We start from the raw sequence: 22,784 nt of genomic DNA, 5'->3' as shown, positions 1-22,784 counted from the left end.
GCGCCCGTCCCCGCACGGAAGGAGAGCCGTCATGGCTCAGCGCAGGACATCAGGCAACCGTCACCTGTGGACGGTGACGGCGGCGGCGATCGCCATCGCGGGGGTGGTGACGCCCCCGGCGTCCGGCACCACCACCGCCACCACCGCAGCACCGTGCACCCCGGGCGCGACCTACGGTCCGCCGTTGCCGGGCCCGGCGGTGGCGGCCCAGCTCGTCCGGGGCGGGTTCAACTTCCTCGAAGGGCCGACCTGGGACCGGCGGACGGGCACCCTGCTGCTGTCGAACATGCAGAACCCCACCGGCCCCCAGGGCGTGCAGCCGTCGTCGATGCTCCGGTACACGCCGCCGGCCACCTTCGAGACGTTCATCGCCGGCTCCGGCAGCAACGGCCTCGCGATCTCCGCCGACGGCACGCGGGTGCTCGCCGCCACCCACGACAACCGCACCGTTTCCGCCTACAGCCTGGCCGACCGCAGCCGCACGACCGTCGCGGCCGGCTACCTCGGCCGCGCGTTCAACTCGCCGAACGACCTGACCACCGGCCAGGACGGCACCACCTACTTCACCGACCCGAACTACCAGCGCGGCAACCGCCCCGACGAGCAAGGCGGCCGGACCGGCGTCTTCCGCGTCCGCGACGGCGTGGTCGGCCTCGTCGACGACACGCTGCCGCAGCCGAACGGCATCGTCCTGTCCCCCGACGGCAAGACGCTGTACGTGGGGGCCACCGGGGCCAACGCGATCATGAAGTACACCGTCTTCCCCGACGGCACCACGGGCAACCGCACGACGTTCGCGAGCATGCGGACGCCCGACGGCGCGACCATCGACTGCGCGGGCAACCTGTACTGGGCCTCCTACGACGAAGGGCTCGTCCACGTCTTCTCCCCGTCGGGCACCCAGCTCGGCACCATCTCCGCCGGCCGCAACACCACGAACGCGGCGTTCGGCGGACCGGACGGGCGGACCCTGTACCTCACGTCCGGCGTCACCGGCGGGTTCGGCCTGTACCAGACGCACCTCAACGTGCCCGGCAACCCCTACTGACCGAGGGGGCACCACCTCCGGACGATCTCGAGCGCAACTGCAACAGATCGCGCGCCGGGCGGCATCTTGAGAGTGTGCACCCGAGGCGAGGAGACCGTGTGATGACCGATCTCGAGGAGTTGCGCCGCGCGCTGCGCGCTCGAGAGTCCCTCGCGCCGGATCCCGGTGACGTGCTCACCGTCGCGACCCGCCGGATCCGGCGGCGGCGGACGGTGAGCGTCGCCGCGGTGACCCTCACCGTGGCCGCCCTCGGTGCGGGCACCTTCGCCTTGCTCGATCGGGGCACCCCGGTCGAGCAAGGCTCACCGGTCACGCCCGCGAGTTCCTTGTCCACCGGGCCGGCCGGGCCACCGGCCGGCGCCGAGGTGCCCCCGCCCGCGCCGGCGGTGAGCCTCCAGGACAGTTCCTGGCAGCTGGCGATGTGGGCCGTCCAGCCGCAGTTCGCCAGCCTGCACTACGGCCAGGACCACAAGTACGCGTTCGAGATCGAAGTCCGGGAAAGCGCCGCGCCCAAGAGCGCGCTGGCCGCGAAGCCCTCGGCCGCGGGCCAGATCGCCCAGCCGCAGTCGGTCATGTGGCGGGACGGACCGGGCCGATGGATCTGGGCGAGGACCACGAAACCGGTGACGGCCGCGGAAATGCTGGCCCTGCTGGGGAAGATCGGGACCACACCGCCGTCGATCGCGTCGCCGCTGAAGTCGGTGCACGTTCCCGACGGGCTGAAGGTCGTCACGTTCACCAGCGAGCCGCAGGCCAACACCCTCGTCCTCTGCCCGGACGCCGTCGCGGCGAGGGCCCCGCTCGACAGCCGGTGCTTCTCCATGTTCGTTTCCCCGAGCAGCCGCGCCGCGGACAGCGTTTCTCCCGGGGACCCGCTCCCCCTGCACCAGCACCGGACGCTCGGGGCCTACACCATCGAACTCGACAGCTCGCCCGCCGGCGAGCAGGCCGCACTGGAACTGCTGAATTCGGTGCAGCTGAACCGGTGAGCGCTCCCGGTCAGGGCAGTGCGGACAGCAGGGCGTCGAGGGTGATCGGCAGTTTCCGCACCCGCGCCCCGGTCGCGTGGTGAACCGCGTTCGCGACCGCCGCGGCGGTGCCGACGATGCCGATCTCGCCGATGCCCTTGGTACCCATGGGGTTGACGTGCGGATCGTGCTCGTCGAGCCAGTCCGCGCGCAGGTCACCCACGTCGGCGTTGGTGGCGATGTGGTACTCGGCCAGGTCGTGGTTGACCACGTGCCCGGTGCCGGGATCCATGACGCTGTCCTCGAACAACGCCATCGACAGCCCCATCGTCATCCCGCCGAGGAACTGGGAACGCGCGGTCACCGGATTGACGATCCGGCCGGCCGCGAACGTGCCGTACAGCCGCGGGACGCGGATCTCGCCGGTATCGGCGTCGACCCGCACCTCGGCGAACTGCGCGCCGAACGCGTACATCGAGTACTGCTCCTCGGCCGGGTTCTCCGGGGTGTCGGCGGTCACCTCCGCGCCTTCGGCCGGGTCGGTGCCGAACTTGTCGCGGAAGGCCCGCGCCGCCGCGACCACCGCCGTTCCCCACGAAGCGGTGCCGGAGGAGCCACCGGCGACGGTGGCGTTCGGGTAACCCGTGTCGCCGATCCGGGCCTCGACGTCCGCCGCGGGCACGCCGAGCGCGTCGGCCGCGATCTGCGGCAGGATCGTCCAAGCCCCCGTCCCGAGGTCGGCGGCGCCGATCTCCACGACGTACCGGCCGGCTTCGAACCGGATCAGCGCCGTGGACCCGGGCGACCGCTGCGCCGGGTACACCGACGCGGCGACTCCGGTCCCGGTCAGCCACCGGCCGTCGCGGCGGGCACCGGGCCGCGGATCCCGGTCCGCCCAGCCGAAGCGCTCGGCCCCGGTGCGCAGGCAGGCGACGAGGTTCCGGCTGGAGAAGGGCCGCCCGTTCTCCGGGTCGCGCTCGGGCTCGTTGCGCACCCGCAGGTCGATCGGGTCGATGCCGAGCCGCACGGCGAGCTCGTCCATCGCGACCTCAGGGCCGAACATCCCGGGGCACTCCCCCGGCGCCCGCATCCACGACGGCACCGGCACGTCCAGCGCGGCGAGCCGGTGGCTGGTGGCCCGGTTCGGCACCGCGTACATCATCCGCGCGGGCACCGCGGTCTGCTCGGCGAACTCCTTGATCCGCGAGGTCTGCTCGACGACGTCGACCCGCAGCGCGCGCAGGCGCCCGTCGCGGTCCGCGCCGAGCCGGACGCGCTGGATCGTCGGCGTCCGGTAGCCGGCCAGTGCGAACATCTGCTGCCGGGTCAGCGCGAGCTTGACCGAGCGGCCCGGCACCGCGCGGGCGGCCAGTGCCGCGAGCACGACGTTCGCGTGCGGCGTGCCCTTCGACCCGAAGCCGCCGCCGACGTAGGGGCAGCGGACCCGGACCTTCTCCTCGGGCAGCCCGAACACGCCGGCGAGGGTGGACCGGACGGTGTGGACGCCCTGGGTGGAGTCCCACAGGGTGAGCACCCCGTCGTCCCACAACGCGGTCGTCGCGTGCGGCTCCAGCGGGTTGTTGTGCTGCATCGCCGTCGTGTACGTCTCCTCGACGGTCACCTCCGCGCGGGCGAGTTCGGCGTCGGCGTCGCCTTGGGCGGTGTCGGTCGGGAAGTCCGGGTTGACCGAGTCAGGCGCGTACAGGTCGTCGCGATCGGCGCGGAGCTCGACGTCGTGCGGCTCGGCGTCGTACTCGACCGTCACCAGCTCCGCGGCGTGGCGCGCGATCTCCGGGGTCTCGGCCAGCACCAGCGCGACCACGTGGCCGCGGAACGGCACGCCGCGGTCCTGCAGCACAGCGAGCTCGGCGTCGTCGGTGCCGGCCAGCCGCTCGGCGGTGAACGGCGTGATCACCTTCACGACACCCTCGACCGTTTCGGCCGGCACGGTGGCGATCCGGCGGCAGCGACCGCGGCCGATCGTGGCCTGCACCGGGTGGCAGTACAGCGGGCGGTCCGCCGGGGCCTCGAAGGCGTACGGCGCGGTCCCGGTGACCTTGGCCGGGCCGTCACGGCGGGTGGCCGCGGTCCCGATGGCGTGGGGTTCGAGCAGCTCGGTCATCGGTTCGGCTCCTCGGTCGTCAGGTCGCGCAAGACCGCGACCAGGGTGCGGCGGGCGAGCGGGATTTTGAAGGCGTTCCCGCCGTCGACGCCCTCGAGCGCGCGGGCGCCGGCCAGCTCGGCGTCCGCGGCGGCCCGGAACACGTCTTCGCCCGGCCGGGCGCCACGCAGCACGGCTTCGGCTTCGGTGGCCCGCCACGGTTTGTGGGCCACCCCGCCGAACGCGACGCGGACGTCGTCGATCCGGCCATCCACTGTGGACACCGCGGCGGCGACCGAGACGAGCGCGAACGCGAACGACGCCCGGTCCCGGACCTTGCGGTAGGCCGACCGCGACGACCACGGCACGGCGGGCAGCGTGAAGCCGGTGATCAGCTCGCCGTGCGCGAGCACGGTGTCGCGTTCGGGGGTGTCGCCGGGCAGCCGGTGCAGGTCTCCGAAGCCGATTTCACGCTCACCTTCGGGACCGGTGACGTGCACCCGGGCGTCCAGGACCGCCAGCGCGACCGCCATGTCCGACGGGTGGGTGGCCACGCACGCTCCGGACGCGCCGAGGATCGCGTGCTGGCGCGTGGCCCCGCCGATGGCCGAGCACCCCGAACCGGGAGCCCGCTTGTTGCACGGCGTCGTCACGTCCTGGAAGTACAGGCACCGGGTGCGCTGCAACGGGTTCCCGCCCGCGGTGGCCATGTTGCGCAGCTGAGCCGACGCACCGGACAGCAGCGCTTCGGCCAGTACCGGGTAGCGTTCGCGGACCACGGCGTGCGCCGCCAGGTCGCTGTTGCGGACACCGGCCCCGAAGAACAGGCCGCCGTCGGCGTCCTCGCGGATCTCCGCCGGAGTGACGGCGGTGACGTCGACGACCCGGTCCGGCCGGGCCACCCCCAGCTTGAGGTGGTCGACGAGGTTCGTGCCCCCGCCCAGGAACACCGCGTCCGGCTCCCCGGCCACGGCCCGCACCGCCTCGGCCACGGTGGCGGGCTTGGCGAAGGCGAAGGTCTTCATCGCGACTCCCGGACGGCGGCGACGATCCCGGCGTAGGCCCCGCAGCGGCAGAGGTTGCCGCTCATCCGTTCGGCGATCTCCTCGTCGGACCACCGCGGGGCGTCACTGACCGGCGAGGTGACGTGGCTCGGGGCGCCGTCGGCGAACTCGGCCAGCAGCCCGGCCGCCGAGCAGATCTGCCCCGGCGTGCAGTACCCGCACTGGAAGGCGTCGTTGTCGAGGAAGGCCTGCTGGATCGGGTGCAGCCCACCGCCGTCGGCCAGCCCGGCGGCGGTGGTGACGTCCGCGCCGTCGCAGGTCACCGCCAGGGTCAGGCAGGCCAGCACGCGGCGGCCGCCGAGCAGCACCGTGCAGGCCCCGCACTGGCCGTGGTCACAGCCCTTCTTCGGGCTCGTCACGCCCAGCTGGTCGCGGAGCAGGTCGAGCAGGGTGCGCCGCGGGTCCACCGCCGGCCGGTGCTCAGTGCCGTCGATCCGTACCCCGATCGTGTGGTCCGTGCCAGCGTCTTCGGTCGTCGCCATGGGGGCGCCCCCTCTCCGGGTGATCGTTTTGGCGTACCCGCTCGGGCGGCCCCGAAACCGGCGGCGAGCAGTCCTCGCCGGCGACCGGCGGCCCCGGTGCCGATGCCGGTGGCCGGCGATCTCGTCATCCGCCGTTTGGCGGACCCCCGAACCGGCTATCCGGCGTATGCCTCTCCTGGGGCAGTTCCGGGGAGGTGGCGTCCCTGCCGGTCAAGCAGCGGCCGGCAGGGACGGCCGCCGCCCGCACGCGCCACCGGCCCGGGCGGCACGGCCTGCCCGACGACGGCCGCTGGGCCGGGGCCCCGTACCCGGCGGAGCAGTTCCGCGCGGACGCGGGCCTGTCCCCCGGCGCCGTCCTGCTCGGCAGCGGCGAAGTGGCGGACACGCTGTGGGCACGCTCGGCGCTGACGGTGCTCGGCATCGACTGCCCACCGGTCCTCGGGTCCGCGGCGGCCGTCACCCCGCGCGCCCGGGCCGGCTGAACCTCCGGATCCCGCCCGGCGTCGAGCCACCCGACGCGGCCCGCGCGCTGACCGGGCACCTGCTCGCGGCGGCACCGTGGGGCGTGCGCCTGTCGGTCGAAGTCGAGGCGACCGGTCACCCGTTCCGGATGGCCACCGACGGCCCGGCCTACCGGCGAATGGCCGCCGCCATGCAGAGCGCGTACGGCCGCCCGATGGCGCAGCTCGGCCAGGGCGGGTCGATCCCGCTGTGCACGGTCCTGGCCGAGACGTACCCCGAGGCCGAGATCCTGCTGATCGGCGTCGAAGAACCCCAGGCGCGCATCCACGCGCCCAACGAGAGCGTCGCCCCGGAGGAGATCGCGGCCATGGCGCTGACCGAAGCGCTCTTCCTCCGTGGACACTGATGGCCGGAAGGTTGTCGATCCCGGCCGGCGTCGTTCGACGCGTAGCCGAAGGGCCGACCACCGGCCCATCGAGCAGAGGACACTTCATGACCGGATTGACCGCCGAGCACGCCCGCCGAGCGATCGTCGAACACACCCGGCGCCTGGCGGAATCGGCCGCCGAGGCCGGCCCCGGCGCCACCGTGCCGACAGCCCCGGGATGGACCGTCGCCGACCTGGTCGAGCACGTGGGCCAAACCCAGCACTGGGTCGCGGAGATCATCGAGCGGCGCGTCACCGACCCCGCGCAGCTGCCCACGGAGCTGGCCGTGCTCCCCGCGGACCCCCGCGAGTGGCAGGCGTGGCTGTCGCGGTCCGCGCAGCGCGTCGCGAGCGCGTGCTCCGATGACGCGCTCGACGCGCCGGTGTTCAACGCCGCGGGCGACGAGCGCTCCGGGACGCGGTTCTGGATGACCAGCATGCTCAACGAGGCGGTCGTCCACGGCTTCGACGCGGCCGGCGCAGCGGATCGACCGGCCGACGTCGACGCCGGCACCGCCACCGCCCTCATCGGCAACCACCTCACGATGCTCACCTCACCCACGTGGAAGGCGCAGCGGCCCGAGTCCGCCCAGGCCCTCCGGGGCACCGGCCAGACCCTGCAGTGGCGGGCCACCGACACCGCGGACGCCTGGTTCGTCGAACGGCGGCCGGACGGGGCGGCGTGGCAGCCGGCCACGCGGCAGGCCGACGTGACGGTGACCGGCCCGGCACGAGCGCTGCTGATGGTCTTGACCCGCCGACGCCCGCTCACCGAAGCCACCGGCATCAGCGTCGACGGCAACCTCGACCTCGTCCGGGATTGGCTCGCCAACACCGCGCACGTCAGCGGCTGACCCGCACAGCCGCCGTCACCCAGCGGGGTGGTGGCACTCCTGGACGACCCGGGTCCACGCCCGAGGCGAAATCCCCCTGCCAGTCTTCGGACTTGCTTAGGCCGGAGCGGGCCGATCCCGGCGGGGTCAGCTGGACTACCCGGAACCCTTCGTGCAAGCCGGCCAGCCCCTGGCAAGGGCAGACGACGCGGCCACCCACTCGCCGCCGAACCGCACGCGCATCCGCAGCGGCTGCTCGACCAGGAAGTGCCCCACCGCCAGTCGTCCTTGCTGCCAGGCCAGCCCCATCACGTCCTCCTAACCGTTAAACTCTGTTTGACAGTTAGACAGAGGTTGGCGGTGACCCACGAGACGCTGCTGCTCGACCTGCTCCACACCACCCCGGTCCGTGACGGCCGGCCCGAGGACGACCTCGCCGCCCCGCGGGCGGCCCGGGAATGGCTCGCCACCCACGGGCAGCCGGCCACCGACGACGAGCACCGCGCCCTGCTCGAAGCGCGTTCCGTGCTGCAGGGCGTCGTGCGCGGCGAGCACTCGCCCGGCCGGTCCGCCGCCGCGCGGGCCGTGCCGGCTTGGGACGCGCTCGCCGAATCGAGCCCCGGTCGGCTGCGCCCGTGAGCCAACCCCGAGTGCCGGCTGTTCCTGGTCGACCACAGCAAACCCAACAGCGCCCGCTGGTGTTCGATGGCCGTGTGCGGCAACCGCATGAAGGGCCGCCGGCACTACCAGCGCACCCGGACCGCCGCGGACTGAAGGAGACGACCACCATGGCCCGCTTGGTGTCACTGAACGTCGGACTGCCCCAGGACGTGCCCTGGCAGGGCCGGACCGTCCACACGGGAATCTTCAAGTACCCGGTCGAAGGACGCCGCCTGGTCCGCCGGCTCAACATCGACGGCGACGGCCAGGGCGACCTGGGCGGCCACGGCGGCGAGAACCGCGCGGTGCTCGTATACCAGCGGCAGTCCTACGAGCACTGGCGGCGGTTCCTCGGCCGCGACGATCTCGAAGACGGCCAGTTCGGCGAGAACTTCACCGTCGACGGCCTGCCCGACGACGAGGTGCACATCGGCGACCGGTACCGCATCGGCGAGGCCGAGTTCGAGGTCACCCAGCCGCGCGTCACGTGCTTCCGCGTCGGGATGCGCCTCGGCGAGCCGCGGATGCCCTCCCTGCTGGTGGCGCACCACCGGCCCGGCTTCTACCTGCGGGTCGTCACCGAAGGCCACGTCCGGGCCGGCGACGAGATCGTCCGCACCCGGACCGGCCGGCACGAGCTGAGCGTCGCGGACATCGACGCGCTCCTCTACCTGCCGGACCGCGACCGGGACACCCTGCGCAAGGCCCTCGACATCCCCGCCCTCAGTCCCGGCTGGCAGGGATCGTTCCGGGACCTGCTGGCCGCGGAGGCACCACCGGCACCCCGCGGGTGGAGTGGATTCCGGCCGCTGCGCGTCGCCCGGGTGGTGCCCGAGAGCACGACGGTGGCCTCGCTCCACCTGACCGCCGACGACGGCGCGCCGCTCCCCCGGCCGGAACCGGGCCAGTACCTCACCCTGCGGGTCCCCGGGGCCGGCGACCCGGCGCCGGTCCGCAGCTATTCGCTGTCGGCGGCGCCGTCGGACCGCGAGTACCGGATCAGTGTCAAGCGGGACGGAGTGGTCAGCAGCTACCTCCACACGCAGCTGGCGGCCGGCGCGGTCGTGGACGTCGCGGCGCCCCGGGGCGAGTTCGTCCTGACCGAAGACGACCGGCCCGTGGTCCTGGTGTCCGCGGGCATCGGCGTGACCCCGGTCCTGGCCATGCTGCACGCGCTCGCCGCGAGCCGGACTTCCCGGGAGGTCTGGTGGCTGCACACCACCCGCACCGCGGCCGGACACGCGTTCGCCGGCGAAGCCCACCGGCTGCTGGCGAGCCTTCCGCACGGCCACGAGTACATCCACCTCACAGCGGAAAACGGCCGCCTGACACGCGAAACACTGTCTGCTTTGCGTCTTCCCGCCGACGGCACGGCCTACCTGTGCGGGCCGGACGCCTTCATGACGGCGATGCGGGACTCCCTGGTGTCCCTCGGTTTCGATCCCGCCCGTGTCCACAGTGAACTGTTCGGCGGCGTGTCCGCGATCAACCCGGGCCTCACCGGCGTCGTCCGCAGGACCCCGCATCCCCCGGCCGCTCCCGCGGGCACGGGGCCGGCGGTCACGTTCGCGCGCAGCGGGCTCACGGTGCCTTGGAGCGACGCCTACCCGAGCCTGCTCGAGTTCGCCGAGGCGTGCGACGTGCCGACGCGGTGGTCGTGCCGCACCGGCGTCTGCCACACGTGCGTGACCCCGCTGCTGTCCGGCCACGTGCGGTACGACCCCGACCCGCTCGAGCCGCCGGCGCCGGACGAAGCCCTCGTCTGCTGCTCCCGGCCGCGGGAGGACGTCGTCCTGGACCTCTGACGGCTGCCGCCGCCCCCGTTGCGCCGATCGGGTGATGGCCCGCGCACCCCCTCAACCCGCGATCGCCGTCGGCCGTGTCGGCTGCGGATCCGACCACTGCCGAAGAGGAGAAACCGTGACCACACGGCCTGCCAAGCGCAGCCTGACGCTCGCCGGGATCATCGTCGCAGCCACCTCCGCACTCGTCGGCCCGGCTGTTGCCGGCACCACCGACACCGAGGTCATCTGCTACGCGAACGCGTTGTGCAACAGCAGTACGGGCGGTGGTACCACCGTTTCGAAGGTCTACGCGTGGCGAGACCGCAGCGAGACCGGCGCAACGGGATTCTTCGAGGTCTTCGGCCCCAACGGGTACAAGCAAACCGGCCCCACCGATCAGGAGGTCGACCGCACCTTCACCGTGAATCGATCCTTCCCGAACGGCTCGCTGATCTGCGTGTCCTTCTGGAAGAAGAACAGCAACGGCTCCTTCACCAAGTTCAAGGGCGTGAACGGCAACGCCTGCACGTCGGTCCCGATCTTCGGAGCTTGAGGCCGAGCGACGCGCCGTGTTCCTCGGAGCGGGCGCGCCGCTAGGTCGCCAGGGTGTCGGCGACCCAGTCGGCGATGTACGTGCTGGTGTGGGGCAGGTGGTCGAGGCCGATGTGCTCGGTCGCGCCCTCCTGAGCGGTGAACAGCCGTAGGTGGCGGTTCGGGCTGTTGGGTTCCTGGGGCCGGCGCCCGCCGTTCTGGCTCTACGCGGTCAGCCTGCCGCTCGCGTTCGCCGCCGCGCGGGTCATCCGGCAGCCGTCGCCGGCCCGGACCCGCGAGAAGCTCCCCCCGCTGCCGTGGCGCACCTTCCGGACACCGGCCGCCGTCACCCTGGCCGGCGGCCTCGTCTTCTACGTCCTCGTCGTCGAACTGTCCTACGTGCTCGACGGCATCGGCGCCACCGCCACCGCGACCGTCGGCCTGCTCAGCGCGGCCGGCTCGCTGGCCACCGCCATCGCGGCGTACCTGTTCCCCCGGCTCGCCAAGCCGGGTCCCGCCGCCACCATCCCCGCGACGTTCGTCCTTTGCGGACTCGGCATCCTCGTCCTCGCGCCGGCCTCCTCGGTACCGGTCGTGGTGCTCGGCGCGGTCGTGACCGGCCTCGGCAACGGGCTGCTGCTGCCCGCCCTGCTCACCCGGGCACTGGGACGGCGCCACCACCGGCCTCTCCCCGGCCTGCTCGTCGTGGGCGCCGCCGCCCTCCTGCTCGCCCTGGTCGTCTTCGGCGGATCCCGGCTGTCCGGCACTCGTTGACCGCCTCGCTCCGCACTCCGTAGGTTCGGTACCGAACCTACGGAGTGGGGGTCCGGGATGAGTCACCTGGTGCGATTCGCCGACGGAACCGGCGTCATCCGGGTCGGCGTGCTCACCGATGAAGAGCTGCGGCCGCTCGCCGTGGAATCGATGAGCGACCTGCTGCGCCGCCCCGTGGCCGAGATCCGCGAGCTGGCCGGCACCGCCGGGGAGCCGGTGTCCGCGGGCGGGGCGCGCCTGCTGCCGCCGCTGGACGGGCGGATGGAGGTGTGGGCCGCCGGGGTGACCTACCTGCGCTCCGAGGAGGCCCGCCGCGAGGAGAGCGCCGATGAGGACGTCTACGCGCGGGTGTACCGCGCGGAGCGGCCGGAGTTGTTCTTCAAGTCGGCCGCGTGGCGGGTGGTCACCGACGGCGAGCCGATCGCCGTCCGCGCCGATTCCGCCAACGACGTGCCAGAGCCGGAACTCGGCCTCCTGCTGACGAATGGCGGCGAGATCGCCGGGTACGTGGTGGTCGACGACGTCAGCTCCCGCAGCATCGAAGGCGAGAACCCGCTGTACCTCCCGCAGGCCAAGATCTACACCGGTTCGTGCGCGGTGTCGGCACGGGTGCGGCCGGCGTGGGAGGTGCCGGACCCGCGGTCACTCGACCTCCGCATGCGCATCCTGCGCGACGGTCAGGAGGTATTCGCGGGCGAAGCCAGTACCGCCCAGCTGAACCGCGAACCGGCCGGACTCGTCGAGTACCTGTGGCGGGACAACGACTTCCCCGACGGCGCCGTGCTCTCCACGGGCACGTCCGTCGTGCCCGGGCTCGATCAGGGGCTGCGGCCGGGAGACGTGGTCGAGATCGAGATCAGCGAGGTCGGTTCGCTGCACTCCCCCGTGGTGCGGGGCGCGGACGAGGTGCGCCGGGTGCTCGCGGCCCGCTGAAGGTCCGGCGGGGGCGCACCCGGGCTACAGGTCGATGACGACCTTGCCCTGCACGTGCCTCCCGGCCTGCAGCTCGGCCGCGCGGCGGATCTGCTCGATCGGGAAGCTCACCGCGATCGGCACCCGCAGCCGGCCCGCCGCGACCAGGCGGGCGATCTCCTCCAGGGCACCGGGAGCGGCGTTCGCCCCGTTGGCCCCCGCCACGCCGTCGACCTGCGCGGCGATGGTGCGGATGCGGCCGTCCGGGACGCCGAGTTCCCGCGCGACGCGCACCGTCTCCACCCCGTGGAGGTCGATGGCGGCGGTGACGCCGCCAGGAGCGAGGGCCCGGACCCGCTCGGCCAGGCCCTCGCCGTAGACGACCGGCTCGGCTCCCAGCTCGCCCAGGTAGCCGGCCGAGGTCGCCGACCCGGTCCCGATCACGCGCGCTCCGGCGATCCGGGCCAGCTGGACGGCGAACACCCCGACCCCGCCCGCCGCCCCGCCGATCAGCACCGTGTCGTCCGGGCCCGGGCCGACCGCGGCGAGGGCGGCGGACGCCGTGCGGCCCGCGATCGTGAGAGTGGCGGCCGTGCGGTCGTCGACGCCGCCGGGCGTGTGGTGGACCTCGTTCGCCGCGGTCTCCCCGGTCGCGTCGACCACCACGAAGCCGGCGACCGCGCGGGACAGCGCACCGCCGAACACCCGGTCGCCGGGCGCGAAGCCGGTCACCCCGGCACCGGCCTGGTCGACCACTCCCGCGTAGTCGGTCCCGAACCCGGCCGGGAGGCTCAAGCCGAACCGGGCGGCGGTGTCCGCGTCGGCGGTCATGATCCAGTCCATCGGGTTCAGGCCGGCCGCGGTGACCCGCACCCGGACCTGGCCCGGACCGGCCTGGGGAACGGGAATCTCCCGGACTTCCAAGACTTCCGGGCCGCCGAACGACTCGAGCCGGACCGCCCTGCTCCGGCCGTTCGACGGTGGGGTGTGCTGTTCCGGCATGACGCTCGGCTCCTTGGCGCATCGAAACGGACTATGCTCCGCTTACTCGCTGACCCTAACACAACCGGAGCGTGTTCCGTTTTGATCGAGCCAGAGAGGCGCGCCCCACGGGCGGACGCGGCCCGCAACCGCGACCAGCTGCTCGCGGTGGCGACCCGCGTGTTCGTCTCGGCCGACGGCGAGCCGTCGATGCGGGCGATCGCCCGTGAGGCCGGGGTCGGCATCGCCACGCTCTACCGGCACTTCCCGACCCGCGAGTCGCTGGTCGACGCGGTCTACCGGGACCAGGTCGAGCGGCTGACGACCGGAGCCCGCGAGCTGCTCGGCCGGCTGGCCCCCGCCGCGGCGATGCGGCGCTGGATGGACTTGTTCGGCGACTGGATCGCGACCAAGAACGGCATGCTCGACACACTGCTCGCGATGATCGAGTCGGGCGAGATCGCCCACGCGCAGACCCGGACCGAACTGCTGGCGGCCATCACCACGATCCTGGACGCCGGACGGGCGGCGGGCGACCTCCGCGCCGACGTCACCGCCGAAGACGTCGCCGCCGCCCTCATCGGCATCTTCACGGTCGCCCCCCGGCCCGGGCACGAAGCCAAGGCCGGCCGCTTGCTGAACCTCCTGATGGACGGCCTCCGGCCCGCGCCGCCCGGCTGAGCCACCTCGACCGTGGCCCGCTCGGCCGCGATCGCACCGCACGGCGCCGGTGGCGAAATCCAGGAGTTCCTTGACCGGATGGCCAGTGGTGGCCGACGGCGGAGGTGAAGAGCATGGCGGGTGATCACCACCGGCGAAAGGATCACCGATGCCCCACCCGCGAGCCCGGTTCGCGCTCTTCGACGGCTCCGGCCCAGGCGAACGGACGGACGCGTGAAGGCGTTCCTGCTGTCCGTTCACGTTCTCGCGGCGATCCTCGCCATCGGGCCGGTCGCGGTCGCCGCGAGCATGTTCCCGGCCGCGGCTCGCGCCGCCCACCTGGTGCCGGACGACCCCCGCAAGAACGCCGTTCCCGGCGTGCTGAACCGGATCACCCGCGTCTACGCGGTCATCGGCATTTTCGTCCCGGTCTTCGGCATCGCCACCGCCGCCGCCCTCGGCGTGCTCGGCGACGCCTGGCTGATCATCTCGATGGTGCTGACCGCGGTCGCCGCCGTCCTGCTGGTCGGGGTGATTCTGCCGGCGCAGCAACGAGTTCTCGGCACCGGCACCCCGGATCGCCGCCTGGCGATGTCCACCGGACTCTTCAACCTGCTGTGGGCGGTGGTGGTCGTCCTGATGATCGTCCGCCCCGGCTCGACGACCGGAGCCGGGCGATGACCCCGCGACGCGCCCTGCACATCCTCGGCGCCGTCGAACTCACCACTCTGGCGTGCCTGCTGCTCAACCTGGTCACCGTCCACCACCGCACGATCTCCGCCATCCTCGGCCCGGTGCACGGCTTGGCCTACACCGCCACGATCATCGCGGCGGTACTCCTGGCCGACGGCCGGAAGCGGGTCTGGCTGTCCGCGCTCGTCCCGGGGTTCGGCGGCCTGCTGGCCGCTCGAACGGTCGATCTCGCCCACCATTAGACGGGAGCCGAGTCGTCGGATGCGACGCGCGGCGCCCACGCCGCGCTCGTCGCCGACCGGTGGCTCGGGCGGGGTGGCGCCGGCCGAGGTCCGCGCCCGTGAGGTCGGCCCCGGTGAACGGCATCACCCGGATCCCCGTCTCGCACAGCGGTTGAGTACCGGGGGCCGGTGTCAGGGCACCGGGACCGTCCACACCAGACGGGTACCACCGTCGTCCGGGCGTTCGAGCCGCAGCGATCCGCCCGTCTCCGCGGCTCGCTGCTCGAGGTTGCGAAGCCCGCTGCGCGCCACGGCTTGCGGCATCCCGATCCCCGTGTCCGAGACCTCGATCACCAGGTCGCCGTCCAGGGACACGGTGACCGTCAGCTCGGCCGCCCTCGCGTGCCGCAGGACGTTGCTGACCGCTTCGCGGACCACGGCCTCGGCGTGCTCGGCCAGTTCGGCGGGCACCCGGTCGAACGCTCCCGACAGCCGCACCGTCGTGCGGATCGCGGAGTCGGCGCACGCGTCGGTGATCGCGTTCTGCAGGCGCACCCGCAGGCTCCGCCCGGCTCCCGGCTGCGCGTGCAGGGCGAAGATCGCGCTGCGGATCTCCTCGATGACGTCCTGGAGCTGGTCGATGTGCTGGGTGAGCCGGCCGGTGACCGCGGGCGAATCGGACCGGCGGCGGGTGCCCGCGATCCCCAGGCCCACCGCGAACAGCCGCTGGATGACGTGGTCGTGCAGGTCGCGGGCGATCCGGTCGCGGTCCACCACGACGTCCAGCTCCCGGCGGGCGGCCTGGCTTTCGGCGTCCCGCAGCGCCAGCGCGGCCTGGTCGGCGAAGGCGGACACGAGCTGCAGCTCGTGCTCGCCGAACCGCGCCGCCCCGCGGCCGCGGATCGCCAGGAGCACCGCCGCGCCCGAGCGCGAGCCGGACCGCAGCCGCACCACCAGCGCCGGTCCGAGGTCCACACCGAGGCCGTGGGCCAGGTCGTATGCCAGCTTCGGCACGTTGCGCGGCACGTGGTCCCGCAGGACCGCGCCCGAGGTCGACCCGGCGAGCGGGATCCGGCGGCCGGCCAGCACCTGGGCGTCGGGGCCGGCACACACCGTGACGACCAGTGCCCCACCGGGCGACTCCGGCAACGCGATGAGCGCGTCGTCGGCGCCGGTGAGCTCGGCGGCCCGGGTCGCGATCAGGTGCAGCACCTCGTGGACGTCCGTGCCGCCCAAGAGCTCGGCGGAGATCTCCCCGGTGGCTTCCAGCCACCGTTGCCTGCTCCGGCTCTCCTCGTAGAGCCGCGCGTTGTCGACCGCGATCCCGGCCGCCGCCGCCAGGGCCACGATCGCCCGTTCGTCGTCGGCGGTGAACGGCCGATCGCCACTGAGGTACAGCCGTCCGAGGACCTCGCCCCGCACCAGCAGCGGGACGCCGAGGAACGCCCGCATCGGCGGGTGCTCCGGCGGGAACTCACCGGTCTCCAGGCCGGCCAGGCGCACCGGACCCCGGCCGGTCACCAGCGTGCCGAGCAGCCCGTGGCCGTCCGGCGGCGGGCCGATCCGCTCCCGGGTGGTGTCGTCGACGCCGGTCACGGCGAACGCGGTCGTCCGGCCGTCCTCGTCGAGCAGGGCCAGCGCGCCGTACCGGGCGCCGACCAGGCCGGCCGCGGCGGTGACGATCCGGTGCAGCGTCGTCTCGAGCTCCAGACCGGCGGAAAAGGCGAGGACGGCCGCGGGCAGCGCGTCCATCCGGTCCCGGCCCGACGTCGTTTCCTCGGGCATGTCACCACTGTGACACACCGGTCCGGCGCCGGGCGGGATCCGGCCGGACCGGGTTCGCAACCGACGACCTTCGCCCGGAGGCGGAGGCCGTTCGGCACTGGGCGGAGCCCGCGGCCCGGGCGGACGGTGAAAGCGCATCCAGTAATCCAGGAGTTCGGAGCCGTCCATGAAGACCGGTGTCATGCCCGTCGGCCACCTCAGCGCAAGCCAGGTGCACGCCGTCCTCCTCGCGGCCACGGCTCCCCCGCCGCTGCGGTCCGCCCGGCCGTGGCGGTTCCAGTGCACCCCGGATTCCGTCGAGCTGTACGCGGATCCGCTCACCACCGGCACCGACAGCGAGCAGCGGGAACGGATGCTGGACTGCGGCGCCGCCCTGCTGAACCTCCGGCTGGCGATCAAGGCCCAGGGCAGCCACGCCGACGTCCGGCTGTTCCCCACGGCGGGACGGCCCGAGCTGCTCGCCGTCGTGCAGCCGCACGGCTACGAGACGATCGCGCCGCACGACGGGGAACTCGTGGCGGCCATCGCCGGCCGGCAGAGCAACCGGCGCCCGTTCACCGCCGCCGTCGTCCCCGACGCGGTGCAGCGGCAGCTCCGGCGGGCGGCCGAAGTGGAACGCGCCTGGCTGGCCACCATCACCGCCGACCAGGTGCCGCAGCTGCGGGAGATCATGCGCCGCACGGAAGTCCCGCCGGCGGCACCGGGACCCGGCGGGGGCAATGACCTCGACGTCGACCCCGACCGGCTGGTCGTGGTCATCGGCTCGCTGCACGACACCGCCCTCGGCCGGCTCCAGGCCGGCCAGGCCATGCAGCGGGTGCTGCTGACGGCCGCCGCCGCCGGGGTCTCGGCGGCACTCTCCCCGCAGGCGATGGCGCTGCCGGCGACCCGGCGTGAACTGCGGCAGCTGCTCGGCGGCGGGCTGTGGCCCCAGATCATGCTGCGCCTCGGCCACGGCACCGCGGTGCCGTCGTCGGCGCGGACACCGCTCGAGGACGTCGTGATCAGCGACGAGCACCCATTCGCCGCTAGCCGCCCGGACGGCGCTCGGCGTCATGGATCCCGGTGACCAGCACCGCCGCCTGGGACCGCCGTTCCAGGCCGAGCTTCGCCAGCAGGCGGGACACGTAGTTCTTGACCGTCTTCTCCGCGAGGAACATCCGCTCGGCGATCTGCCGGTTGGTCAGGCTTTCCCCGAGCAGGTCGAGCAGGACGAGCTCCTGCTCGCTCAGCCCCGCCAGCGGGCCCGGTTTCCCGGTCTTCGCCCGCAGCTCGGCCACGAGCGCGGCGACCGCGCGGGCGTCCAGCAGGGTCTCGCCGGACCCCACCCGGCGGATGGCGTCGACCAGCTGCAACCCCTTCACGTCCTTGATGACGTACCCCTCGGCGCCGGCCAGGACCGCTTCGACCATCGAATCCTCGTCGGTGAAGGAGGTCAGCATCAGGCACCGCAGGCCGGGCAGCGCCCCGCGGAGATCGCGGCACAGCTCCACACCGTTCCCGTCGGGCAGCCGCACGTCGAGCACCGCCACGTCCGGGCGCAGCGCGGGGACCCTGGCCATGGCCTCCGCGACCGAGGAAGCCTGCCCGACGACGGTCAGATCGGGTTCGTCGTCGACGAGTTCGGCGACCCCGCGCCGCACGAGTTCGTGGTCGTCGACCAGGAAGACCGTGATGCCGGGCGTGTTTTCGTCCACGGCCTCAGGCTACGCCCGCCCGCGCCGAACGACCCCGGAAGAAAGGTCCGGCGGCACTAGGCCGCGCGGGGCGAGCGGACCACGGTGGAGGGATGACAGAGATCCAGCACAGGCCCGATCATCACCTCAAGACCGCTGTCACCGATGAACTCGCCTGGACCCCCAGCGTCAACGCCGAAGGGATCGGCGTGACCGTCTCAAGCGGGGTCGCGACGCTGTCCGGACACGTGGGCACCTACCCCGAGAAGGAAGAGGCGCTGCGCGCCGCGACCCGGGTCCAGGGCGTGACCACGACCGCGGACAAGATCATCGTCCGGCACGGCGACGACGTTCCGGCAGACGCCGATCTCGCCCGGGAAGCCATGATCGTGTTCGACCGCCACACGGTCCTCGTGCCGAAGGACGCGGTGCAGGTCGACGTGCGCGACCGGGTGGTCACCCTGCGCGGCTCGGTGGACTGGCACCACCAGCGCGAAGCCGCCCGCCGGGCGGTGGCCGTGCTCCCCGGCGTCAGCGGGGTGCGGAACCTGATCACGCTGCGGCCTTCGCCGGGAGTCACCCCGGCCGAGACCAAGGCGCGGATCATCGCGGCGCTCGCCCGGCACGCGCCGGGGTTCGCGCAGCACGTCGAGGTCGGCATCGACGACGGCCAGGTCACCCTGACCGGCCAGGTCCTCACCCCGGCCGAACGCCGTTCGGCCGAGCAGACCGCGTGGTGCGCCCCCGGCGTGACCGCGGTCGACAACCAGGTGAAGCTCTCGGGCTGAGCCTCCTCCCCCGGCGCAAGTCGCGAAGTCTGGAGCACCATGAACGTTCTCGTGATCGTCGTCATCGCCGCCGCGCTGCTGATCCTGCTGGCCTCCGCGGTGCGGATCGTCAAGCAGTACGAACAAGGTGTCCTGTTCCGGCTCGGCCGGGTGATCGGCGTGCGCGAGCCGGGGTTGCGGCTGATCATCCCGGTCGTAGACGTCCTGCGCCGGGTGCCGTTGCGGATCATCACGATGCCGATCCAGTCCCAGGGCATCATCACCCGCGACAACGTGAGCGTCGACGTGTCCGCGGTGGCGTACTTCCGGGTGCGGGACGCGGTGAAGTCGGTCGTCGCGATCGAGAACGTCTACGCCGCGATCGACCAGATCGCCCAGACGACGCTGCGGAAGGTCGTCGGGCAGCACACGCTGGACGAGACGCTGTCGGAGACCGACAGCATCAACGTCGACATCCGCCGGATCCTGGACGTCACCACGCTCGACTGGGGCGTGGAAGTGACTTTGGTGGAACTGAAGGACATCCAGCTGCCCGACACGATGAAACGGGCGATGGCCCGGCAGGCCGAAGCGGAACGCGAGAAGCGCGCCAAGATCATCAGCGCCGAAGGCGAATCCCTCGCCGCCGCCGCACTGGGCGACGCGTCGGACACGATGATGGCGCACCCGCTCGCGCTGCAGCTGCGCAACCTGCAGAGCCTGGTGGAGATCGGCGTGGACAAGAACACCACCGTTGTGTTCCCCGCCCCGCTGATGAGCACCATCGGCGAGCTGGGCTCGTTCCTGGCCCGCGAGAGCGCCGCCGCGACCCGGCCGGAACCGGCCGCCACGGCCCCGATCGTGCCGCCGAAGGCGGCCGTGAACGGAACCCGGGCCGAAGAGCACTGACCTGCGGACTCCGCGGTGCTCTGTCCGAAAGGACAGAACATCGCGGACCCGGGCCTGGTCAGCGGCCCCGTGAGGAGACTCCATGGCCACCGCCACCCCACCGGTACGAGCCCTGCTCCCGGACGGCGAAGTCGCCTGGGTGCGCAGGCTGGAAGCTCGCGACGCCGCCGCGGTCCTCGCGCTGCGGGCTCGCGTCTCCGGGCGGGATCGTCACCTGCGGTTCTTCGGTCTCGGCGTGGCCGGGCTGGCCGAGCTCGCGACGCAGCTGTCCCGCAGCACCGGCGTCGGGCACACCGCGGTGGGGTGCTTCCTGCACTCCCGGCTGGTCGGCGTCGCCCGCTACGACATCCTCGCCGACCCGGCCGAAGCGGCGATCGCCCTGGTGGTCGACGGCCACGGCCCGACGCTCGGCGTGGCGGCCCTGCTGCTCGAACAGCTCGTCGTCTCGGCGGAACACGAAGGGGTGCGGATGTTCGTCGCCGACGTGGACGCGGGGAACGCGAAGATGCTCGGCGTTTTCGCGGCCCTGGGCATCCCGTTCCGCCCCGGCCTGCCGGGCCCGAACGCCCCGAACCGGTCCGCCGGCGCGGAAGCGGAAGCCCGCTCCCCGGAGTGACGTCCGCGCGGCACCGGGAAGCCGGTCAGCCGCCGGTCCGGTCGCCGGCCGCCGGTGCCGAGGCATCCAGGCGCGCGTGCAGCCGTTCGCGGATCTCGTCCGGGGTGTAGGCCCGGCGCCGGCGCTCCTCGCGCGCGATCACCACCCCGGTCGCGGCGACCCCGACGAGCCCGGCCAGTCCCACTGTCTTCCACCAGCGCATCGGCCTAGGCTACTGCCGTGCCGGGGAACCAGCTGGATCTCGACGAAGCCGTGTCCGTGACGCGCACGGGTGACCTGTGGTTGTTCCGGGGCCGGTCCGCGGCCGACCGCACGATCCGCGTCGTGACGAACAGCCCGGTCAACCACGTCGGCATGGCCGTGGTGATCGAGGACCTGCCGCCGCTGATGTGGCACGCGGAGCTGGGGCGGGCCCTGCCGGACGTCTGGTCCGGGACCCACCAGCGGGGCGCCCAGCTGCACGACCTGCGCCGGGCGGTGCTCGTGTGGGCCGAGAAGTACCACCAGCAGGTTTGGCTGCGCCAGCTCGACCACCCGGTCACCGGGGAGGCGGAGGACGCCGTCCTGCGGACGATCGCGCGGCTGGACGGCACGCCGTTCCCGTCGACCGCGCGCCTCGCGTCGCGCTGGCTCGGCGGCCGGCTGCCCCGCCGCAAGCGGGAGGCCGGGGAAGCCGGCCTCGAGAGCGGGTACTGCGCCGAGATCGTCGCCTTGACCTACGAAGCCATGGGCCTGCTGCCCCGGGGCCGCCGGCCGAACTGGTACGACCCCGGCCGGTTCTGGAGCGGCGACGACCTCGAGCTGGCGGGCGGCGCGGCGCTGGGCGACGAAATCGCCGTGCGCCTCCCGAGCTGACTCGTCAGTCCACTGTGGACGTCATCGGTGAGCTTCGGTCGGCAGGCGGGGTTCGCGGTGCAGCAGTTCGAGCGCCTCGGTGTCGGCCACCGCGGAGAACTTCCGGTAGCTGTTGCCGACGGCGTGCAGCCAGGCCACCGGGCGCAGGCAGACGAACTGGTCCACCTCGCGGCCGAGCCGGTCGGCGACGTCGGTCTGCGCGACCGGGACCGCCAGCACGATCCGGCGGACCTGACGGGCCCGCAGGACGCGGATCGCCGTGTGCGCGGTCGTGCCGGTGGCGGCGCCGTCGTCGGCGAGGACGACCGTGCGGCCGGCGATCGCCGCCGGCGCCACGGTGTGCCGGTAGACGGCGACCTGCCGGGCCAGTCCGGCCCGCGCCTCGGCGAGGAGCTGGGCAAGCTCCGCCGGGTCGATGTCGAACCGGCGGATGGCGTCGTGGTCCCAGACGACCAGGCCGCCCTCGCCGACGGCGCCGAGCGTCGTCGGCGGCGGCCCCGCGGCCTCGATCCGGCCGGTAAGCAGGATGTCCAGTGGCGCGCCGAGGACGTCGGCGATCTCGCCGGCCACCACCAGCCCGCCCTCGGACAGGCCGAGGACCACGGCCCGGTCGCCGCGCAGCGGACGCAACCGCAGGGCGAGACGCTCGCCGGCTTCCCGGCGATCACGAAACCGCATGGGCACTCCTGGAAGTCGCGGGCCGGTCGGCCGCCTCCAGCATCACGCCACCGCGTCCGGGCCACGAGGGCCGTTGGTCACCGCGGGGTGGACCGTTCGGCACCTTTCACCGGCGCCCGCACCGGACCCCGGTCAGTGAGCGTGGGTCGGCTCCGAGGGGGCCAGCACGACCGCCGGCGCGAGCTCGCGGTCGGCCAGCGCGCGGGCGACGTCGCTGAGCCGGAGGTTGTTGCGCCGGGCGTAGCCGCGCAGGGCCCGGAAGGCCGCGTCCATGCTCAGCCGTCCGCTGACGGCGAGCACGCCCTTGGCCTGCTCGATGATCACCCGGCTGTTCAACGCCGTCTGCAGCTGCTCCGACAGGATCTCCCCCTGCCGGAAAGCCCGCTCGTGGAGGATGCCGATCGTCGCGGTGTCGGCCAGCCCCTGCGCCAGCGCCACGTCGTCCGCCGACAGCTCACCCGAGTTCAGCCCGAACAGGTTCAACGCCCCGATCGTCTGCTTGCGCAGACGCAACGGCAGCGCGTGCACCGACGCGAACCCGTCCTTGGCCGCCTCGGCCGCGAACCGCGGCCAGCGGGTCGCCGCCGCCGCGATGTCGGCCACCAGCACCGGCGTGCTGGTGGTGAAACACTCGATGCACGGGCCTTCGTCGATGTCGAGCTGGAACAGCTCCAGCAGCCGCGCCTGCTCGGTCGAGGAGGCCAGCACCTGCAGGCCACCCCGCTCGTCGACCAGCGTCAACCCCGCCGCGGCGACGTCGAGCAGCTCCACGCACTGCTGCACCAGCGTGTGCAGCAGGTCAGCGACGTCGTAGTCGTCGACCAGCGTGTCCGCCAGCGCGACGAACGCCCGGGTCACCTGTCGTTCACGGTCGGCCATGCCCACCATCTCCTGGTT

The 22,784-nt window shown here is 73.2% G+C and carries 27 protein-coding genes and 1 pseudogene; 19 read left to right on the top strand and 9 right to left on the bottom strand.

Features of this window, described 5'->3' with window-relative positions; genetic code table 11:
- Positions 1 to 31 precede the first annotated feature (31 nt).
- Both ACFVYA_RS43270 and ACFVYA_RS43265 read left to right on the top strand, forming a co-directional pair.
- Positions 32 to 1,048: an SMP-30/gluconolactonase/LRE family protein gene (locus tag ACFVYA_RS43270; protein WP_387053560.1), complete on the top strand. Its 1,017-nt coding sequence runs from the start codon at positions 32 to 34 to the stop codon at positions 1,046 to 1,048.
- 101 nt (positions 1,049 to 1,149) lie between these two features.
- On the top strand, positions 1,150 to 2,037 hold the full coding sequence (locus tag ACFVYA_RS43265) for a hypothetical protein (RefSeq protein WP_387053558.1): 888 nt from the start codon (positions 1,150 to 1,152) through the stop codon (positions 2,035 to 2,037).
- Between the two features lie 10 nt (positions 2,038 to 2,047).
- On the opposite strand, the gene ACFVYA_RS43260 is transcribed toward ACFVYA_RS43265, so the two are convergent.
- The 3 genes from ACFVYA_RS43260 to ACFVYA_RS43250 are packed head-to-tail and all read right to left on the bottom strand — an operon-like array spanning position 2,048 to position 5,663.
- A complete protein-coding gene (locus ACFVYA_RS43260) occupies positions 2,048 to 4,138 on the bottom strand; it encodes a xanthine dehydrogenase family protein molybdopterin-binding subunit (RefSeq protein ID WP_387053556.1) in 2,091 nt (696 codons plus the stop codon).
- Complete coding sequence (locus ACFVYA_RS43255; RefSeq protein WP_387053554.1) at positions 4,135 to 5,142, bottom strand: FAD binding domain-containing protein; 1,008 nt, start codon at positions 5,140 to 5,142, stop codon at positions 4,135 to 4,137. Before ACFVYA_RS43255 ends, ACFVYA_RS43260 begins: the two co-directional genes overlap by 4 nt.
- Positions 5,139 to 5,663 (bottom strand): (2Fe-2S)-binding protein, encoded by a 525-nt coding sequence (locus tag ACFVYA_RS43250; RefSeq protein WP_387053552.1) that lies wholly within the window; start codon positions 5,661 to 5,663, stop codon positions 5,139 to 5,141. Before ACFVYA_RS43250 ends, ACFVYA_RS43255 begins: the two co-directional genes overlap by 4 nt.
- Positions 5,664 to 5,857: 194 nt before the next feature.
- Here ACFVYA_RS43250 and ACFVYA_RS43245 point away from each other — a divergent pair, with 194 nt between their 5' ends.
- The 9 genes and pseudogenes from ACFVYA_RS43245 to ACFVYA_RS43205 all read left to right on the top strand — a co-directional run bounded on the left by ACFVYA_RS43245 (position 5,858) and on the right by ACFVYA_RS43205 (position 12,067).
- Complete coding sequence (locus ACFVYA_RS43245; RefSeq protein WP_387053551.1) at positions 5,858 to 6,145, top strand: hypothetical protein; 288 nt, start codon at positions 5,858 to 5,860, stop codon at positions 6,143 to 6,145.
- Positions 6,146 to 6,228: 83 nt separating this feature from the next.
- On the top strand, positions 6,229 to 6,531 hold the full coding sequence (locus ACFVYA_RS43240) for a hypothetical protein (protein WP_387053549.1): 303 nt from the start codon (positions 6,229 to 6,231) through the stop codon (positions 6,529 to 6,531).
- An 86-nt stretch (positions 6,532 to 6,617) separates the two neighbouring features.
- Positions 6,618 to 7,406, top strand: coding sequence for a maleylpyruvate isomerase family mycothiol-dependent enzyme (locus tag ACFVYA_RS43235; RefSeq protein WP_387053547.1), 789 nt, complete (start codon positions 6,618 to 6,620; stop codon positions 7,404 to 7,406).
- 339 nt (positions 7,407 to 7,745) lie between these two features.
- A complete protein-coding gene (locus ACFVYA_RS43230) occupies positions 7,746 to 8,024 on the top strand; it encodes an ABATE domain-containing protein (RefSeq protein WP_387053545.1) in 279 nt (92 codons plus the stop codon).
- A gap of 12 nt (positions 8,025 to 8,036) precedes the next feature.
- Positions 8,037 to 8,159: pseudogene (locus tag ACFVYA_RS43225) on the top strand (CGNR zinc finger domain-containing protein); the annotation flags it as partial.
- Positions 8,160 to 8,173: 14 nt separating this feature from the next.
- Positions 8,174 to 9,850: an MOSC domain-containing protein gene (locus ACFVYA_RS43220; RefSeq protein ID WP_387053543.1), complete on the top strand. Its 1,677-nt coding sequence runs from the start codon at positions 8,174 to 8,176 to the stop codon at positions 9,848 to 9,850.
- Between the two features lie 115 nt (positions 9,851 to 9,965).
- Entirely contained in the window at positions 9,966 to 10,382 is a 417-nt protein-coding gene (locus ACFVYA_RS43215; protein WP_285992502.1) for a hypothetical protein, read from the top strand.
- 167 nt (positions 10,383 to 10,549) lie between these two features.
- On the top strand, positions 10,550 to 11,134 hold the full coding sequence (locus ACFVYA_RS43210; RefSeq protein WP_387053541.1) for a hypothetical protein: 585 nt from the start codon (positions 10,550 to 10,552) through the stop codon (positions 11,132 to 11,134).
- A 57-nt stretch (positions 11,135 to 11,191) separates the two neighbouring features.
- The gene (locus tag ACFVYA_RS43205) at positions 11,192 to 12,067 is read left to right on the top strand and encodes a fumarylacetoacetate hydrolase family protein (RefSeq protein ID WP_387053539.1); all 876 of its coding nucleotides are present in this window, start codon (positions 11,192 to 11,194) and stop codon (positions 12,065 to 12,067) included.
- Between the two features lie 24 nt (positions 12,068 to 12,091).
- On the opposite strand, the gene ACFVYA_RS43200 is transcribed toward ACFVYA_RS43205, so the two are convergent.
- A complete protein-coding gene (locus ACFVYA_RS43200; RefSeq protein WP_387053537.1) occupies positions 12,092 to 13,048 on the bottom strand; it encodes an NADP-dependent oxidoreductase in 957 nt (318 codons plus the stop codon).
- A gap of 81 nt (positions 13,049 to 13,129) precedes the next feature.
- On the opposite strand from ACFVYA_RS43200, the gene ACFVYA_RS43195 reads away from it, so the two are divergent.
- The 3 genes from ACFVYA_RS43195 to ACFVYA_RS43185 all read left to right on the top strand — a co-directional run bounded on the left by ACFVYA_RS43195 (position 13,130) and on the right by ACFVYA_RS43185 (position 14,622).
- The gene (locus tag ACFVYA_RS43195; protein ID WP_387053535.1) at positions 13,130 to 13,708 is read left to right on the top strand and encodes a TetR/AcrR family transcriptional regulator; all 579 of its coding nucleotides are present in this window, start codon (positions 13,130 to 13,132) and stop codon (positions 13,706 to 13,708) included.
- Positions 13,709 to 13,921: 213 nt separating this feature from the next.
- Positions 13,922 to 14,368, top strand: coding sequence for a hypothetical protein (locus tag ACFVYA_RS43190; RefSeq protein WP_387053534.1), 447 nt, complete (start codon positions 13,922 to 13,924; stop codon positions 14,366 to 14,368).
- Positions 14,365 to 14,622, top strand: coding sequence for a hypothetical protein (locus ACFVYA_RS43185; RefSeq protein WP_387053532.1), 258 nt, complete (start codon positions 14,365 to 14,367; stop codon positions 14,620 to 14,622). Before ACFVYA_RS43190 ends, ACFVYA_RS43185 begins: the two co-directional genes overlap by 4 nt.
- Before the next feature lie 171 nt (positions 14,623 to 14,793).
- Here ACFVYA_RS43185 and ACFVYA_RS43180 read toward each other — a convergent pair whose 3' ends face one another.
- Complete coding sequence (locus ACFVYA_RS43180) at positions 14,794 to 16,386, bottom strand: GAF domain-containing sensor histidine kinase (protein ID WP_387053530.1); 1,593 nt, start codon at positions 16,384 to 16,386, stop codon at positions 14,794 to 14,796.
- 166 nt (positions 16,387 to 16,552) lie between these two features.
- Between ACFVYA_RS43180 and ACFVYA_RS43175 the strand changes: the two genes are divergently transcribed.
- On the top strand, positions 16,553 to 17,455 hold the full coding sequence (locus ACFVYA_RS43175) for a hypothetical protein (protein WP_387053528.1): 903 nt from the start codon (positions 16,553 to 16,555) through the stop codon (positions 17,453 to 17,455).
- On the opposite strand, the gene ACFVYA_RS43170 is transcribed toward ACFVYA_RS43175, so the two are convergent.
- Complete coding sequence (locus ACFVYA_RS43170; protein WP_387053527.1) at positions 17,415 to 18,083, bottom strand: response regulator; 669 nt, start codon at positions 18,081 to 18,083, stop codon at positions 17,415 to 17,417. The genes ACFVYA_RS43175 and ACFVYA_RS43170 overlap by 41 nt on opposite strands.
- Positions 18,084 to 18,175: 92 nt before the next feature.
- Here ACFVYA_RS43170 and ACFVYA_RS43165 point away from each other — a divergent pair, with 92 nt between their 5' ends.
- From ACFVYA_RS43165 to ACFVYA_RS43155, 3 genes are all read left to right on the top strand, one after another.
- Complete coding sequence (locus ACFVYA_RS43165) at positions 18,176 to 18,850, top strand: BON domain-containing protein (RefSeq protein WP_387053525.1); 675 nt, start codon at positions 18,176 to 18,178, stop codon at positions 18,848 to 18,850.
- Positions 18,851 to 18,889: 39 nt separating this feature from the next.
- Positions 18,890 to 19,738 (top strand): slipin family protein, encoded by an 849-nt coding sequence (locus ACFVYA_RS43160; RefSeq protein ID WP_387053523.1) that lies wholly within the window; start codon positions 18,890 to 18,892, stop codon positions 19,736 to 19,738.
- Positions 19,739 to 19,820: 82 nt separating this feature from the next.
- Entirely contained in the window at positions 19,821 to 20,354 is a 534-nt protein-coding gene (locus ACFVYA_RS43155) for a GNAT family N-acetyltransferase (protein ID WP_387053521.1), read from the top strand.
- A 25-nt stretch (positions 20,355 to 20,379) separates the two neighbouring features.
- On the opposite strand, the gene ACFVYA_RS43150 is transcribed toward ACFVYA_RS43155, so the two are convergent.
- Complete coding sequence (locus ACFVYA_RS43150; RefSeq protein WP_285992522.1) at positions 20,380 to 20,556, bottom strand: hypothetical protein; 177 nt, start codon at positions 20,554 to 20,556, stop codon at positions 20,380 to 20,382.
- A gap of 17 nt (positions 20,557 to 20,573) precedes the next feature.
- Here ACFVYA_RS43150 and ACFVYA_RS43145 point away from each other — a divergent pair, with 17 nt between their 5' ends.
- On the top strand, positions 20,574 to 21,209 hold the full coding sequence (locus ACFVYA_RS43145) for a hypothetical protein (protein ID WP_387053519.1): 636 nt from the start codon (positions 20,574 to 20,576) through the stop codon (positions 21,207 to 21,209).
- Between the two features lie 21 nt (positions 21,210 to 21,230).
- Here the strand turns inward: ACFVYA_RS43145 and ACFVYA_RS43140 are convergent, their stop codons facing one another.
- The gene (locus ACFVYA_RS43140) at positions 21,231 to 21,887 is read right to left on the bottom strand and encodes a phosphoribosyltransferase (RefSeq protein ID WP_387053517.1); all 657 of its coding nucleotides are present in this window, start codon (positions 21,885 to 21,887) and stop codon (positions 21,231 to 21,233) included.
- 132 nt (positions 21,888 to 22,019) lie between these two features.
- Positions 22,020 to 22,766, bottom strand: a complete 747-nt coding sequence (locus tag ACFVYA_RS43135; protein ID WP_387053562.1) for a GAF and ANTAR domain-containing protein — start codon at positions 22,764 to 22,766, stop codon at positions 22,020 to 22,022.
- Positions 22,767 to 22,784 lie beyond the last annotated feature (18 nt).

This window comes from Amycolatopsis sp. NPDC058278 (assembly GCF_042881395.1).
GTDB lineage: Bacteria > Actinomycetota > Actinomycetes > Mycobacteriales > Pseudonocardiaceae > Amycolatopsis.
This window is presented reverse-complemented; position numbering and strand designations above follow the sequence as displayed.